Raw genomic sequence first — 15848 nt, forward strand, 5'->3', positions numbered from 1 at the left:
TGCGGGAATGGACGAGACTTCAGGACATGCGAGGATATCGACCAGGCACGGCCATGCTACGCCCGGCGGCCCCGGACTGGCAACGGCGCAAACCCCGAGTCCCAGGACGGACCCGCGTCGGCCCGTTCCCCTGCCCGGTATAATTGCGCATGAACTCAAAAGCCACCGACTCGCGCAACGACAGCGCCCCCTTCTCGAGCCTGCCGCTCACGCCTGCCATGCAGGAGAACCTCGCACGGCTCGGTTACGTCTCGATGACGCCCATCCAGCAGGCGTCGCTGCCCGACATGCTCGCCGGCCACGACCTCATCGCGCAGGCCAAGACCGGCAGCGGCAAGACTGCCGCGTTCGCGCTCGGCCTGCTTCAGCGCGTCGACGCCCGCGATTTCGCCGTGCAGGCCGCCGTGCTCTGCCCGACCCGCGAGCTCGCCGAGCAGGTCGCCCAGGAAGTGCGCCGCATCGCGCGGGCGGAAGACAACGTCAAGGTGCTCACCCTGTGCGGCGGCACGCCGATTCGGCCGCAGGCGGAGAGCCTCGCGCATGGCGCGCACGTGGTTGTCGGCACGCCCGGACGCATCATGGACCACCTCGAGCGCGGCACGCTTTCGCTCGCCGGCGTGAAGACCCTGGTGCTCGACGAGGCCGACCGCATGCTCGACATGGGCTTTTTCGACGATATCGCCACGGTCGCACGCCAAACCCCCGCCTCGCGCCAGACACTGCTCTTCTCGGCGACGTATCCGGAAGGCATCGGCAAGCTCGCGCAGCGCCTGCTGCGCGCACCGCGCGAAGTGCGCCTTGAAGAGAAGCATGACGCGAGCAAGATCCGCCAACGCTTCTACGAAGTGGACGATAACGAGCGCCTGCACGTCGTGGGTCGCCTGCTCGATCACTTCCGCCCGGTGAGCACCATTGCGTTCTGCAACACGCGCGCGCAGTGCCGCGATCTCACCGACGTGCTGCGCGCCGAAGGCTTCCATGCGCTCATGCTGCATGGCGAGCTGGAGCAGCGCGAGCGCGATCAGGTATTGATCCAGTTCGCCAACCGTAGCTGCTCCGTGCTCGTGGCGACCGACGTGGCCGCACGTGGGCTGGATATTGCCCAGCTCGAGGCAGTGATCAACGTGGATGTGACGCCCGACCCCGAGGTGTACGTGCACCGCATCGGCCGCACCGGCCGCGCCGACGAAGACGGCTGGGCCTTCAGCCTCGTCACGATGAACGAGATGGGCCGTGTGGGCAATATCGAAGCCGCGCTGGGCCATGAAGTGCCGTGGCACAAGCTCGACGAGCTTACGCCGTCGGGCAGCGGCCATCTGCTGCCGCCGATGGTGACGATTCAGATGCTGGGCGGCAAGAAGGACAAGATCCGTCCCGGCGACGTGCTCGGCGCGCTGACCGGAGAAGCCGGCTTCGCCGCGTCGCAGATCGGCAAGATCAACGTGCTCGACAACTTCACGTATATTGCCGTGGAACGCGACATCGCACCGGTGGCGTTGCGAAAGCTGAGCGACGGGCGTGTGAAGGGCCGCAAGGTCAAGGTAAGATTCCTGCAGGACTGAGATTCGGGCGCCTGACGGCGTTTTCGGGCGTGCGCGCCTTGCCCGGCACGGACCGGCCCGTCGCACGGTGCCCGCCGGACGTCTTGCCGCTTCAGTCGATCCGGTCAATCCGTTCGTACCGTTCGTAGCACTCGTACCGTTCGTACCGTTGGAATCGTCCCCGAGCGCCAGGCGCGACAAGGAGGCTGCAATGAGGTCGTTTCGCACCCTGTTGTTTTCGCCTCTCGCGCGGCGTGCGGCGCTCGCCGCGCTGGCGTCGCTGAGCGCCGTCTGGCTCGCCGCCTGCAGCACCAAGGGCGTGCCGCCCAACCCCGCCCTCACCGAAGACACGCTCGACGAATACGCGCTCGTGATCGTCGGGCTCGACACGCCGCTGCGCAGCACCTGGGGACCGTGGAGTTATTCCGATGACTCGCAAACGGTCAACGGCATCGTCGGCGCAAAGCTTATCCGCACGCTCAACGCCAATCCGCCCACGCGCGGGTTCATCGCCATGCGCGTCTCGCCGCTCATGCGCAACGAGCGTTTCGGACCGATGGAATTCACTCCCGCCGACAACAGTTACCGCTTTCGCTACTGCAAGGGACGCAAGGTGCCGACCGTCAATGTGCGTCGCGGCGACGTGATCTACGCGGGCACGCTCATGCTCGACAGTCACGACGGCAAACTCTGGTTGCGCACGGCGTTCGACATGGCCGGCGCGCGCCGCTTCGTGCAAGCCAATTACCCGTCGCTGGCCGACAAGCTCCGGCCGCAGCCGTTTACCTACCTGGAAGTGAGGAGCGAACCGAGTTGCCGCTGAGGCCGCGCGCTTCGCCACCCGCTGAAGAGCGATGCACGTCGACGGCGGCCGAGGGGCTCAGCCTTCCTCGGCGACGCCGTTCGGCGCCAGCACGATCTCGCGACCTTCGCACAGGGCGTCGGCCCGCTCGCTGAGCTCCGTGGCCACATCCGCGAGATGACGCCGCAGCGTATCGGCGAGCACCGACTCGGGTTCGTGCGACGGGCGCAGCATCTCCACGGGGAACACGATGGCGGGCGCCACGCGATACAGGCGCTGCGCCTGCCCGTTCGCGCTCGCCGCCGTGAACTGGTCGAGCAGCGCATACCCCAGGCCATGCTCGACGAGCGCCGCCGCGAGCGAGTATGTCTGCACCATGACCTCCGCATCCTGCAGCAGTTCGGTCTGTTCCAGACGCTCGTTGATCAGCGCACCGAGCGGCGTGTCGTCGTGCAGCTTGATGAGGTCGCGCCCGACCAGCGCATCGGCGCTCGCCGGGCCGCGCCGCGCGAGCTTCGGCCACACGGCCGGTACCGCCAGCACGATGTGTCCCTGCGCGACCGGACGGCTCACGATCCCGGCCGCCATCGGCGGCGCGGACACGATGCCTACGTCGACCGACGACGTGAGGATCGCGGTGATCATCTCGGTCGTGTGGTGGGTGATGAGTTCGAAGACGACATCGGGGTGCGCGCGCCGCATGCGCTCGATGGCCGCGGGAAGCAGGCTGTGCGCCAGACTCGGCGTGGCGGCGATGCGCAGGTGTCCGATGCCGTGCTGACGCAGATTGCGCGACGTGGTGCGAAGGCGCTCGAGATCGCTGAAGATGCGCTCGACGTCGGGGTACAACCGGCGTGCCTCCGCCGTCGGCACGAGGCGCCCCTTGACGCGATCGAACAGCTTGAAGCCGAGTTGCTGTTCGGCGTGCTGCAGTACGCGCGAGACGACCGGTTGCGATACGTTGAGCAATTGCGCCGCGCCGCTGGCGGAACCCGTCAGTACCACCGCGCGAAACGTCTCGATATGCCGCAATTTCATGCCTGACGTCGTCCCCCTGTCCCCAAGCGCGAATCGGCGAGGCCGCCGACCCTATACCCAAAAGACATATGCTGCCTCAAATCCGCATAGGTTACCGAATTTTCTCGCTCTACACTGCGTAGCAAAGGTGGTGCGGAAGGCCCGCCGCGAGGCGCCCCCGTCCCCGGCGGAGCATATTTTTCCGCCTTGCATTCCCCTGCGTTTTTGGTTGTCATTCATCGTCATGCATATTGGAGTCATCGGGGCGGGCGTCGTCGGCCTCGCCAGCGCGTATCAGTTGCTTCGCGCAGGCCACGAGGTCACGGTCATCGACGCCGCACGCGGTCCGGGTCTCGGGACCAGCTTCGCCAACGGCGGCCAGTTGAGCTACGGCTACGTGTCGCCTCTCGCCGCCCCCGGCGTGCTCTCGCAACTGCCCTCGCTGCTGTTCTCGCGCACGGGGCCGTTGCGGATCAAACCCTCGTTCGATCCGGACTTCTGGCGGTGGTCGATCGAGTTCGTCAAACATTGCAATGCCCAGGCCAACGCCAGTTCCACGCTGCGCCTGCTCTCGCTCGGGCTGCACAGCCGCGAGGTGATGTTGGAGTTCCTGGCGAATGAATCGGTGTCGTTCGATTACCGGCTGAGCGGCAAGCTCGTGGTGTATCGCGACGCGCACAAGCTCGCCGCCGCAGAGCGCTCGCTCGAACTGGCCAATGGGCTGGGCTATGCGCAACGGCGTGTGGACGCCGCGACCTGCGCCGAGCTCGAACCCGCCCTCGGCAAGATCGCGGGCGAGCTGGCCGGCGGCATTCATACGCCGGGCGAGGGGACCGGCGATTGTCAGTTGCTGTGTCAGGCGTTGGCACGGCTCGTCGGCGAACATTCGCGCGGCGCACTGCTGTACGAGCGCGAGGTCACCGGTTTCGACGCGCGCGGCAACACCGTGCGGGCGATCCGCACCCGTTCGGGCGATGTGACGGTCGACGCGTGCGTGGTCGCCAATGGGCTGGCAGCCATGCCGCTGCTGCGCACCGTGGGCGAGTCGGTGTCGCTGTATCCGCTCAAGGGCTACAGCCTGACGTATCGCGGCGCACCGCCGCAGGCCCGCCCGCAAGTGTCGGTGACCGATGCGGACAACAAGGTCGTCTATGCCAGTCTCGGCGAGCACCTGCGCGTGGCGGGCATTGCCGATCTGGTCGGCTACGACTATCGCATTGCCGCGCACCGCATCGACGCGCTGCGCACGTTGTCGGCGGGCTTGTTCCCCGCGCTGCGCGGTGCGGACGCGCCGCTCGAGTGGACCGGCATGCGTCCGGCAACGCCGCATGGCCGCCCGATTCTGGGGCGCGCGCATACGCTGGGCAATCTGTGGCTGAACGTCGGCCACGGTGGCCTGGGTTTCACGTTGTCGATGGGCGCCGCGCGCGTGATCGCCGACGCGATCGACGGCAAGCGCCCCGCTGTCGATCTGGCAGGGTTTGCCCGGCTGGCCGGGTGATTTTTGGTCGACGACCATAGCAGGCCGCCCGGCCAGCGATGCAGGCAGCGCCGGGTGCGAGACGTCAGGTACCTCTCTCCCACGGGAAAACGCGGGAAGACGTGTCGAGTTGTATCAGTGTGTTTGGGTTTGACATTCCAACGGCGCGGACCACCGTGCCATTCACTTCCGATAGGACAGAGACCATGAAGAAGCTGTTTGCTCCCCTGCTGCTCGTCAGCGCTGCTGCCGCCCTGTTCGCGCAAACCGCGAGCGCGCAGGAACTCACGGGAACCCTCAAGAAGATCAAGGACACCGGCGTGATCGCCCTCGGGGTGCGCGAGTCGTCGATTCCGTTCTCGTATACGGACAACAATGGCAAGACCATCGGCTACTCCCAGGAAATCGCGCTCAAGATCGTCGACGCGGTCAAGAAAGAGCTCAACATGCCGAACCTGAAGGTGACGGAGACGCCGATCACCTCGCAGAACCGTATCGCCCTGATGCAGAACGGCACCATCGATCTGGAATGCGGCTCGACCACGCACACGTTCGAGCGCGCCAAGCAGGTCGGCTTCTCGCACAACATCTTCCTGTATTCGATCAAGATGATCGCCAAGAAGGGTTCGGGTATCACTGACCTGAACAGCCTGAAGGGCAAAACCATTTCCACGACCGCCGGCACGACCGCCGACCGCATTCTGTCGGGCAAGAAGGGCGAGATCGGCTTCAACCTGATCCAGACGAAGGAACACTCGGACGGCTTCCTGACGGTCAAGCAGGGTCGCGCCGTGGCGTTCGTGATGGACGAGCCGCTGCTCTATGGTCAGCGTGCGTCGCTGTCCGCGGACGAAGGCAAGAACTATGAGATCGTCGGCCCGAACCTCCAGTTCGAGAACTACGCCTGCATGTTGCGCAAGGACGATCCGGCGTTCACCAAGGTCGTCGACACGACCATCGCCAACATGGAAAAGTCGGGCGAAATGACCAAGCTCTATGACAAGTGGTTCACCCAGCCGGTGCCGCCGAAGGGTCAGAACATGAACTATCCGATGACCGCGGAAATGAAGGCCATGTTCAAGGATCCGATCACCAAGGCTTACGACTGATCCTGAAGGACGGCGCGTCGTGCAGGGGCCAGCGCCCCTGCGCCGCCCTGCCCGGCGCCCGATCCCGTTCGACCGCAGCCCCCCCCTGATTGTCACCATCATGAATTCGCACGCCACGCTCGGTATCCTGGGCGGCATGGGCCCCGCCGCCGGAATCGACCTCTGCCGCAAGATCGTCGATCAACATCCGGCCAGCCGGGATCAGGATCACATTCCGTTCATCCTCTACTCGGTGCCGCAGATCCCCGACCGTACCGAAGCCCTGCTGCGCGACGGCGCCTCCCCGCTGGATGGCATGCTCGACGGTGTGCACGCGCTGGAGCAATCCGGCGCCGGCTGCATCGCCATCGCCTGCAATACCGCCCATGCCTGGATCGACGCCCTGCGTCATGGCACCCGCCTGCCCGTGCTCGACGTGGTCGAGGCCGTCGCGGGCGAATTGTCGTCCTGCGTCGCGCCCGGGTCGCCCATCGGGCTGATGGCCACTGAAGGCACGCACCACGCCAACGTCTATCGCCCTCGGCTCGAAGCGCTCGGCTACCGGTTTGCCTCGGCGGCCGAACCGCTCGCCCATCAGGCGCTCGTGAACGAAGGCATTCGCCTCACCAAGGCCGGTGACGTACGTCGCGGCGGCGAAGCGCTTGCCATGGCGATGGAGCAACTGCTCGCTGCCGGGGCGCAGCGTGTCATTCTCGGGTGCACCGAGATTCCGGTGGCGCTCGCGACTTGCGAGACCCCCCTCGGCCGCTTCGGCCTCGATGCCTCGGCCGCCCTCGCCCGTGCGTGCATCGCGTGGTCGCTCGCCCACGAAAACCCCGCGACGGCATAGGGGCATTCGTCCGCCGGCGCCTCTGCGCCACCAGGCCACCACACTGCAGCGCTTCCTTGGCGACGTAGGCGGCGGCGTCCACTGCGTGCGGCGTCGGTCCGCCCGCCGTCGGCGATGTTGCGCCGCGGTGACGAAATCCGCGATTGCCGTTCCCACAACACCCCGCGCCTGAGTAGACTTGGCGCTCGCGAACGGCGCCCGCCGGCGGTCGCATACGCGCGAGACGCCGTCGGACGTGGGCTCGCGGCTCGACCTGTGACACGACATCGGCTCGACGCCCGATGTCCATGCAGGAAAAAACCCGCTTGCCTTGTCAGAAAAAAACCCACAAGCCGAAACCTGTGGAAAGCGGCATGAAACGAGGGTTGCGGCCACCAAAATCGCTGGCGTCTTTGGCTATAATGGCCCACAATCCATCGGACACCTGCCGGACCGACCTCCGGCCATGAGCGCGTTTGCCTTAACGGGGAAGCACATGAGCAGCGGCGCGCTCGACGTGATGCATGCACAGACAACAACAATGAGTTCAGATCGACTCCCAGCCGGCGTGCCCCTGGTCGAACCTTCGACCCTGGCGCCGGCCATCGCCGAGGCCCAGGTCTCGGTGCCGGCCCCGGCGCTGTCCCGGGCGCTGGTCGAGCTGACCGGCGGACTCTCGGCACATGTCGCTGCAGACGGCCGTTTCCTCTTCATTGCCGAAACTTCCTTGCGCCTGCTCGAATACTCGCGCGAGTATATCGACCACGCCACGCTGTTCGAGCTCACCGGCATCGAAGACGTGCCGCTGCTGCAAGACGCTTTCTCCGCCGCCCAGACGCTCGGTCCCCAGCAGTGCACGGTTCGCCTGCTGCGCGGCCTCACCGACCGGGTCTGGATGCGCCTGCGCATCGCCCAGTACACCCCGCGCATTGCCGGCGCGGGCGCGACGTTCCTCGTCCATGGCGAAGACATCACCGCCTTCAAGGAAAACGAGGCGCGTCTTTCCGATCTGGCGGTGCGCGACGCGGTGACCGGACTGGGCAATCGTCAATACATCCAGCAGTGCATCGTCGAGGCGATCCAGCACGCGCGCGAGGGGGGACCGAACTTCGCCGTCGCCCTGCTCGATCTGGACGGATTCAAGAAGGTCAACGATTCGCTCGGCCACGACGTCGGCGACCAATTGCTGCGCGACGCCGGGCAGCGCCTGATCGCGCAGATCCGCGACACGGACATGGCCGCACGCATGGGCGGCGACGAATTCGTGCTGGTACTGCCGGGCTGCGACAATGAACAGGCACTCGGCGGGATCATGAAGCGGTTGCTCTCGGCCGTGCAGCAGCCGTTCCAGGTCGGCGACCAGTTGTTGCACCTGACCACGAGCATCGGCGTATCGTTTTATCCGCAACACGGCGACTCTGCCGGCCTGCTCATCAAGCACGCCGACGCCGCCATGTATTGCGCCAAGGATCGCGGCCGTAACGGACTGTTTGTCTACACGGACGATCTGGGCGATTTGCATCGCAAGGCGTTCTCGCTCGAATCGGCCATGTTCGAGGCGATTCACAACGGCGAATTCAGCCTGCATTACCAACCGATCTGCGACCCCATCACGTTGAACGTGAAAGGGGTCGAGGCGCTCATGCGCTGGCATCCGGCGCTGGGTCCGGTCTCGCCGGCGGAATTCATTCCGCTCGCCGAAGCCAACGGTCTGATCAATTTGCTCGGCGGCTGGGCCTTGCGCGCGGCCTGCATGCAACTCGCGCGCTGGGATCGCACCCGGCTCGACGGGATTTACATGTCGGTCAACGTCTCGGCGCAGCAGTTTCACCATCCCTCGTTCCCGAGCCTGGTCTGGCAGGCGATTGCCGATTCGGGCGTGGAAGGCCACCGGCTGGTCCTCGAAATTACCGAGAGCGTGCTCATGCGCGATCCGGAGCAGGCCAATCTGGTGCTGCGCGAGTTGCAGACCCTCGGCGTGCGCTTTGCCGTCGACGATTTCGGCGCGGGTTATTCGAGTCTGGGATATCTCAAGCGCTTCCCGCTCTCATCGCTCAAGATCGATCGCAGCTTCGTGAAAGACATGCCCACGTCACCGAACGACCGTACGATCGTGACCGCGGTCCTCGGATTGGCGCGCGAGCTCGGACTGTCGGCGATCGCCGAGGGCGTCGAGACGGAAGAACAACGGCAGATGCTGATCGATCGCGGCTGCCATTCCATCCAGGGCTGGCTGGTGTCGAAGGCCCTGCCCGCGGGAGAACTCGAGGCGGCCTTTGCGAGCGGGCGCCTCCATGTGGACGCCGGCCATTGACCGGACAACCCGCCACCATGAGTCTGACCAAAGAAAAAACGCTCGAACTGTTATGGCAGCGCATGGCCGAGCGCGGCGACTTCCCGTCGCTGCAGCGCTCCGTCACGGGTATTGTGTCCGCCATGCAAAGCGAGAACACGAGTACCGCCGATCTGGCGTCGTCGGTGCTCTCCGACTTCGCGCTCACGCAGAAAGTGATCCGCCTGGCCAACTCCGCCATGTATGCGCCGTTCGGCTGCAACGTGACGACGGTCTCGCGCGCGATCATGATTCTCGGCGTCGATACGATCGGGCACCTCGCCCTGAGCCTCAAGCTGCTCGAAGGCTTCGGCGAAGTCGCGGCAGGCCGCGACGACATGGCCCGCGAACTCGCGCGCGCCACGCTCGCGGGCGCGTTCGCGCGCGATATCACGTCCAAGAACGGTATTCGCGACGGCGAAGAGGCGGTCGTGTGCACGTTGCTGCATCACGTGGCGCGATTGCTGGTGACGTACTGCTTTCCCGATGAATGGGTGGAGATCCAGACGCTCGCCGAGCAGCAAGGCATCAGCGACAGCGATGCCTGCGAACAGGTGCTGGCCATCTCGTTCCCGGAACTGGCCGAGGCAGCCGCCCGGAAGTGGGGGTTGCCCGAGTCGATTGCGACAAGCATGCGGCCGATCGATCTGGAAGGCGACGCGCCGCTCTCGCACGCCGACTGGCTGTGTGCGGTGGCCAATATGTCCAACGAAATGGTGACCGAGCTCACGCGCGGCGCCGACCCGGCGCGTCTGGCCGAGCTGGCCGAGCGTTACGCGGACCGTCTGGCGCTGGACGTCGGCGAAGTCGTCTCGGTGGGCGAAGAGATGGCGCGCGACACGAGCCATCAGGAATTCATCGCGATCAGCACCGGTGCGTCGAACTCGCGCCAGCCGCCGGCCGGCAAGCCGCTGGACGCGGCACGCCGCCTGGCCGACGGCCTCTCGGAAGTGCGCGCCGCCACCGGCGAGACGGATGCCGTGGGCCTGCTCAACCTGACGCTCGAGGCGATCCTGCAGTCGCTGGGCTTCGTGAATTGCGCCGCTTTCGTGCGTTCGCCGACCAACAAGGTCTTCGAGATGCGATTCGGCATCGGTCGCGACGTGCAACCGCTGCTCGGGCTGGCGTTCCCCGAAGCGTTCGAGCCCGACGTCTTCCACCTTGCGCTGACCAACGGACGAGCCATCCTGATCGACAATGCGCGCGAGCCGCGCATCGTGGCGCGCATCCCGCTGTGGCACCGGCAGCACTTCGCCAATGTGAAGTCCTTCTTCCTTTTGCCGATTCGCCAGCGTAACCAGACCGTGGCGCTGCTCTACGGCGATTGGGGCGGTGCGCTTTGCGCGGGCGGCATCGGCACGAAGGAAATGGAGTTTCTGCACCACATGGGTGACGAAATCTCCAGCAAGCTCGACAGCGTGGCGCAACGCAACGCCACCACGGGAAGCAACACCGGCGACGCGCTCGTGCGCAAGCCCTCCGGTACGACCGGTACGCGCTAGGACTACCGGCGCCGGTCTGCTCGTCCGATCGCCCAGGCGTGTCGGACGCCGCCGAACCCGTCGTTCGTGTCGCGCCACCTCATACGCCAAACGCAATCTTTGGTATTTCAAAATCGATATATTGAGCCACTCGACGGTGCGCCCGGACGCCGTCGACCGGACCATTCCAACTTCGTCGGTCGCATGCGCGATTGTGTCATCCGCACGCAGGCATCACGCCGCATGCCACGTCCGGCAAGGGGTTGCGTCCCACGCGCCATTGCCTCGCGGGCGGGCGTACCATGGCGACATACCGCACTTTTTCGCCATGAACGCACGCCGATTGCGGGCCTTGAAGGGATGATCGCCACGCGCGGCCTTTTTTTGACTGCACTCGCTGCCCTCCGGTAAAAAATTTACGCTCGGCTTCGCCTTGTAAATCTACGTATACCGTCGGATCAGGAGAAGACATGACGCAATCCGCTGCTGTGCCGGTGCACCCGGTCGATGAGCGCCTGCCGCTGCCCAAGTTGTTCACGCTGGGATTGCAACACGTGCTGGTGATGTATGCGGGCGCGGTCGCCGTGCCGCTGATCATTGGCGGAGCGCTGAAGATGTCGGTCGATCAGATTGCATTCCTGATCAATGCCGATCTCTTCGCGTGCGGTATCGCCACGCTGATACAAACGCTCGGTCTCTGGATCTTCGGCCTGCGCCTGCCGATCATGATGGGCGTGACGTTTACGGCCGTCACGCCCATGATCGCGATCGGCACCAACCCCGACCTCGGACTGCTCGACATTTACGGCGCGACTATCGCGGCGGGTGTGATCGGTATCTTCATCGCCCCCTTCATCGGCAAGCTGCTGCGGCTCTTCCCGCCGGTCGTCACGGGCACGGTCATTACGGTGATCGGCATCTCGCTCATGGGCGTGGGCATCAACTGGGCGGCGGGCGGCTTCGGCAACCCCGACTACGGCAATCCGCTTTACCTCGGCGTGTCGTTCGCGGTGCTGCTGTGCATTCTGTTCATCACCAAATATGTTCGCGGCTTCTTCGCCAACATAGCCGTGTTGCTCGGCATTCTGTTCGGCACGATCGTGGCGGTCGTGCTCGGCAAGGTGTCGTTCGCGGGAGTGTCCGAGGCGCCGTGGTTCGGCTTCGTCATGCCCTTTCACTTCGGCATGCCGCGTTTCGATCCGATCGCGATTGCCACGATGACGCTGGTCATGCTCGTGACCTTCATCGAGTCGACCGGCATGTTTCTCGCGGTGGGCGACATCGTCGGTCGCCCGGTCGATCAGAAAACGCTGGTGCGCGGGTTGCGCGTCGACGGACTGGGCACGGTCATCGGCGGGATCTTCAATACGTTTCCGTACACGTCGTTCTCCCAGAATGTGGGACTCGTGGGCGTGACGGGGGTGAAAAGCCGCTGGGTGTGCGCGACAGGCGGGCTGATCCTGATCGTGCTCGGACTGTTTCCGAAGGTGGCGCACGTGGTGGCGTCGGTGCCGCAATTCGTGCTGGGCGGGGCGGGCATCGTGATGTTCGGCATGGTCACGGCCACGGGCATCAAGATTCTCTCGAAGGTGGATCTGTCGAAGAATCGCTACAACCTCTACATCATCGCCATCAGCATCGGCGTGGGGATGATTCCCGTGGCATCGGACAAGTTCTTCATGAAGCTGCCGCACGCGTTCGCGCCGTTCTTTCACAGCGGCATTTTGCTCGCGTCGATCAGCGCCGTGCTGCTCAACGCTCACTTCAACGGCCTGCGCAGCGAGGAAGAGGCCAGTGCGCTTGCTCAGGAGGCGGGCAAGCAAGCCGACGCCGCCCATTGAACCGACGTGCCGGAGGCGTGCATCACGCTTCGGTGAGCTGGCGAAATCGTGTCAGTGAAAGTTCCGACTCGAGATCGTGAGCTCGCCGAGCATCGACGAGAGATCGACCAGGCGGTGCGCCACCAGATGGGTCACTCGCTCCTCGCGCTGCCACACGCCTTCCACCCCCAGCAAGGACGACGCCAGCAGTTCCTTGCGCTGTGATTCGACCAGGTCCGGCCAGACAATCACGTTGATCACACCGGTCTCGTCTTCCAGCGAGACGAACACCGTGCCGTTGGCCGTGCCGGGACGCTGGCGCCCCGTCACGATGCCCGCCGTGCGCACGCGCCGGCCGTTGACGCCCTCGGTCTGCAACTCCCTTGCCGTTCGCACGCGCATTCTCGCGAGTTTCTCGCGCAGCAACAGCAACGGGTGACGCCGCAGTGTCAGCCCCGTGCTCGCGTAATCCGCCACGATGTCCTGCCCTTCGGGCATCGGCGGCAACGCCACCTGCTCGTCGGCACTGCCCGGCAGCGCGTCACGCAGGGCCGTCGCGCCCAGCAGCGGCGTGGGCGGTTGCCACGCCGCCACCGCCCAGCGCGCCTGGCGGCGTCCGCCCAGCAAGGCCGACAAGGCATCGGCCGCCGCCAGCGCATCGAGGTCGCGCCGCGACAACGCCGCACGAGCGGTCAGATCGTCGATGTCGGTAAACGGCCGCTGCCGCCGCGCCTGCTCGATCGCTTTCGCTCCCGCCTCCGACAGGCCCTTGACCAACGACAGTCCAAGCCGCACCGCCGGGCGCCGGGCATTGCCGTATCGCCCGACCCTCGCCTCGGGACGCGAATCGACATCGCTCACGCAGACATCGACCGCCCGCACCTCGACACGATGCCGCCGCGCATCCTGCACCAGTTGCGACGCCGAATAGAACCCCATCGGCAAACTGTTGAGCAACCCGCACAGGAACATCTCCGGCGCATGGCACTTGAGCCACGCACTGGCATACGCGAGCAACGCGAAACTCGCCGCATGGCTTTCGGGAAACCCGTACTCGCCGAAGCCCTCGATCTGTCGGCAGATGGCTTCGGCGAATTCGAGCGGATAACCGTTTTTCTGCATCCCGCCGATGATGCGCGTCTGGAATTTCTCGAGCCCGCCCTTACGCTTCCACGCGGCCATCGAGCGGCGCAACTGATCGGCATCTCCTGGCGAGAAGTCGGCGGCGATCATCGCGATCTGCATGACCTGCTCCTGAAAGATCGGCACGCCCAACGTGCGCTCGAGCGCCGCCTTGATCTCCTCGCGCGGATAGATCACCTCCTCCTTGCCCTGCTTGCGGCGCAGATACGGATGCACCATGCCGCCCTGAATCGGTCCCGGCCGCACGATCGCCACTTCGATCACCAGATCGTAGAACTTGTCCGGCTTGAGCCTCGGCAGCATGCTCATCTGCGCCCGCGACTCGATCTGGAAAACGCCCACGGTATCGGCCCGGCGAATCATTCCGTACGTTGCCGGATCGTCGCGCGGAATATCGGCCAGCTCCATCGGCTTGCCCCGCCACTCGCCCAGCAAGTCGAGCGTACGGCGCAACGCGCTCAGCATGCCGAGCGCCAGCACGTCGACCTTGAGCAGCTTGAGCGTCTCGATGTCGTCCTTGTCCCATTGGATGACGTAACGATTCTCCATCGCCGCCGGCGCGATCGGCACGAGCCGCGAAAGCCTGTCGCGCGAGATCACGAAGCCGCCGACGTGCTGTGACAGATGCCGCGGAAAGCCGATCAGCCGCGCCACCAGATCGGCCCACAGCCGCGTGGTCGGCGCATCGGGCGACAACCCCTGTGCCGCCATGCGTGCGAGCAGATTCTCGCGCCCGTCCCACCACTGCTGGCTCTGCGCCACCTGCTCGACGATCGACAGATCGATGCCGAGCGCCCGCCCGACATCGCGAACCGCGCTGCGCATGCGATAGGAAATCACCGTCGCGGCCAGCGCCGCCCGATCGTTGCCGTACTTGTGGTAGATGTACTGGATGACGATCTCGCGCTTCTGATGCTCGAAGTCGACATCGATATCGGGAGGCTCGTTGCGCTCCTTCGACAGAAAGCGGCCAAAGAGCAACTGCACTTCGTCCGGATTGACGGCCGTGATGTGCAGGCAATAGCACACCGCCGAGTTGGCCGCCGACCCACGCCCCTGGCACAGGATGTTCTGACTGCGGGCAAAGCGCACGATGTCGTACACCGTCAGAAAGTACGGCTCGTACTCGAGATCCCGAATGAGCGCCAGTTCGCTCTCTATCAGGTCGCGAACCTTTTGCGGCACGCCATGCGGATAGCGCCGCTTCGCGCCCGCCTCGACTTCCTGACGCAGGTAAGTCTGCGGGGTATGACCGGCGGGCACCAGCTCCTCGGGATACTCGTAACGCAGGCTGCGCAGATCGAAATGGCACCGGGAAGCGATGGCAATCGTCTCGGCCAGGGCCTCGGCCGGATAGCGCCATGCGAGCCGCAACCGCGTGCGCAGGTGCTGCTCGGCGTTGGCCGCCAGTGCCAGCCCGCAGGCCTGTACCGGCTTGCCCAGCCCGATGGCCGTGAGCGTGTCCTGCAACGGCTTGCGCGAGCGCACATGCATGAGAACGTGGCCGGTGGCAACGAGCGGCACGCCGCATTCGGCACCGATCATGCGCAGCCGTGCCAGGTGCGCGTCATCGTCGGCGCGGTGCCGCCGCTCGAGCGCGAGCCAGACACGCCCCTCGCCGAATGTCTGCCTCGCCCAGCGCGTCTGGGCCAGCGTGCACTCGACACTCGCGTCGGGGTCGGGCACGAGAATGATCAGGCAGCCCGGCAGCCCCCGCAAATGAGCCTGCCCGGCGTGTGGCGCACTGAAGTCTCGCGGGTGCAGCCGATAACTGCGGTTCGGCCCGCGCATGCGCCCCAGCGTGATCATCTCGGAAAGGTTGCCGTAGCCGTCGCGATGCTGCGCAAGTGCCACGAGATGAAGGGTTCCCAGGCGATCCGGATCCTGTCCCGAGATGTCGATGCCCACGGGCGCCATCGGCGCGCGGGCCGACGCCGGCTCGACCGCTTGCGGTGCCTGAGGCGTCAGGCGAAACTCGCTGCCCACGATCAGCGACATCGGCGGATGCTTCACCACCTCGGCCAACGCGCGCACCACGCCGGCCAGCGAGCACTCGTCGGTGATCGCCAGCGCGGTGTAGCCCAGATGTGCAGCACGCGCGATCAACTCCTCCGGATGCGACGCACCGCGCTGAAACGAGAAGTTCGACAGGCAATGCAGTTCGGCATAGGCGGGCAGACCGCCGTCGTCCGTCTCGCCCGAAGCGGACGCAGCGGCACTGTCATCGGCACTGTCGTCATTGGCGGCCAGCCCCTCGGTCGGCCCTTGCCATGGCAGAAAATCGTCGACATTCATAGCAGAACGGTCTCGTCGGA

Annotated in this window: 10 protein-coding genes; 8 read left to right on the forward strand and 2 right to left on the reverse strand. The window is 65.5% G+C overall.

Features of this window, described 5'->3' with window-relative positions; all coding sequences use genetic code 11:
* Positions 1-149: 149 nt before the first annotated feature.
* Together dbpA and PMO31116_RS09995 are read left to right on the forward strand one after the other, a co-directional pair.
* Positions 150-1562 carry an ATP-dependent RNA helicase DbpA gene (gene dbpA / locus PMO31116_RS09990; protein ID WP_150566589.1) on the forward strand — a complete coding sequence of 471 codons (1413 nt, stop codon included), beginning with the start codon at positions 150-152 and terminating at the stop codon, positions 1560-1562.
* A gap of 190 nt (positions 1563-1752) precedes the next feature.
* The gene (locus PMO31116_RS09995; protein ID WP_150566590.1) at positions 1753-2364 is read left to right on the forward strand and encodes a hypothetical protein; all 612 of its coding nucleotides are present in this window, start codon (positions 1753-1755) and stop codon (positions 2362-2364) included.
* A gap of 57 nt (positions 2365-2421) precedes the next feature.
* Here PMO31116_RS09995 and PMO31116_RS10000 read toward each other — a convergent pair whose 3' ends face one another.
* A complete protein-coding gene (locus PMO31116_RS10000) occupies positions 2422-3381 on the reverse strand; it encodes a LysR family transcriptional regulator (protein WP_023595135.1) in 960 nt (319 codons plus the stop codon).
* Positions 3382-3604: 223 nt separating this feature from the next.
* On the opposite strand from PMO31116_RS10000, the gene PMO31116_RS10005 reads away from it, so the two are divergent.
* The 6 genes from PMO31116_RS10005 to PMO31116_RS10030 all read left to right on the forward strand — a co-directional run bounded on the left by PMO31116_RS10005 (position 3605) and on the right by PMO31116_RS10030 (position 12411).
* Positions 3605-4861 carry a D-amino acid dehydrogenase gene (locus PMO31116_RS10005; protein ID WP_174971111.1) on the forward strand — a complete coding sequence of 419 codons (1257 nt, stop codon included), beginning with the start codon at positions 3605-3607 and terminating at the stop codon, positions 4859-4861.
* Positions 4862-5046: 185 nt separating this feature from the next.
* Positions 5047-5949: a transporter substrate-binding domain-containing protein gene (locus tag PMO31116_RS10010; protein WP_150566592.1), complete on the forward strand. Its 903-nt coding sequence runs from the start codon at positions 5047-5049 to the stop codon at positions 5947-5949.
* A 100-nt stretch (positions 5950-6049) separates the two neighbouring features.
* Positions 6050-6778: a cysteate racemase gene (cuyB, locus tag PMO31116_RS10015; protein ID WP_150566593.1), complete on the forward strand. Its 729-nt coding sequence runs from the start codon at positions 6050-6052 to the stop codon at positions 6776-6778.
* A gap of 520 nt (positions 6779-7298) precedes the next feature.
* Positions 7299-9071 carry a putative bifunctional diguanylate cyclase/phosphodiesterase gene (locus PMO31116_RS10020; RefSeq protein WP_174971114.1) on the forward strand — a complete coding sequence of 591 codons (1773 nt, stop codon included), beginning with the start codon at positions 7299-7301 and terminating at the stop codon, positions 9069-9071.
* A gap of 17 nt (positions 9072-9088) precedes the next feature.
* The gene (locus tag PMO31116_RS10025; protein WP_150566595.1) at positions 9089-10591 is read left to right on the forward strand and encodes an HDOD domain-containing protein; all 1503 of its coding nucleotides are present in this window, start codon (positions 9089-9091) and stop codon (positions 10589-10591) included.
* 449 nt (positions 10592-11040) lie between these two features.
* Positions 11041-12411 carry a nucleobase:cation symporter-2 family protein gene (locus PMO31116_RS10030; RefSeq protein ID WP_150566596.1) on the forward strand — a complete coding sequence of 457 codons (1371 nt, stop codon included), beginning with the start codon at positions 11041-11043 and terminating at the stop codon, positions 12409-12411.
* A 51-nt stretch (positions 12412-12462) separates the two neighbouring features.
* On the opposite strand, the gene PMO31116_RS10035 is transcribed toward PMO31116_RS10030, so the two are convergent.
* Entirely contained in the window at positions 12463-15828 is a 3366-nt protein-coding gene (locus PMO31116_RS10035; RefSeq protein ID WP_150566597.1) for an error-prone DNA polymerase, read from the reverse strand.
* Positions 15829-15848 lie beyond the last annotated feature (20 nt).

The organism is Pandoraea morbifera, from assembly GCF_902459575.1.
GTDB lineage: Bacteria > Pseudomonadota > Gammaproteobacteria > Burkholderiales > Burkholderiaceae > Pandoraea > Pandoraea morbifera.

Coding starts and splice junctions, on each gene's coding strand:
- dbpA (WP_150566589.1), top strand. CDS start 150: ATGAACTCAAAAGCCACCGACTCGCGCAACGACAGCGCCCCCTTCTCG.
- PMO31116_RS09995 (WP_150566590.1), top strand. CDS start 1,753: ATGAGGTCGTTTCGCACCCTGTTGTTTTCGCCTCTCGCGCGGCGTGCG.
- PMO31116_RS10000 (WP_023595135.1), bottom strand. CDS start 3,381: ATGAAATTGCGGCATATCGAGACGTTTCGCGCGGTGGTACTGACGGGT.
- PMO31116_RS10005 (WP_174971111.1), top strand. CDS start 3,605: ATGCATATTGGAGTCATCGGGGCGGGCGTCGTCGGCCTCGCCAGCGCG.
- PMO31116_RS10010 (WP_150566592.1), top strand. CDS start 5,047: ATGAAGAAGCTGTTTGCTCCCCTGCTGCTCGTCAGCGCTGCTGCCGCC.
- cuyB (WP_150566593.1), top strand. CDS start 6,050: ATGAATTCGCACGCCACGCTCGGTATCCTGGGCGGCATGGGCCCCGCC.
- PMO31116_RS10020 (WP_174971114.1), top strand. CDS start 7,299: ATGAGTTCAGATCGACTCCCAGCCGGCGTGCCCCTGGTCGAACCTTCG.
- PMO31116_RS10025 (WP_150566595.1), top strand. CDS start 9,089: ATGAGTCTGACCAAAGAAAAAACGCTCGAACTGTTATGGCAGCGCATG.
- PMO31116_RS10030 (WP_150566596.1), top strand. CDS start 11,041: ATGACGCAATCCGCTGCTGTGCCGGTGCACCCGGTCGATGAGCGCCTG.
- PMO31116_RS10035 (WP_150566597.1), bottom strand. CDS start 15,828: ATGAATGTCGACGATTTTCTGCCATGGCAAGGGCCGACCGAGGGGCTG.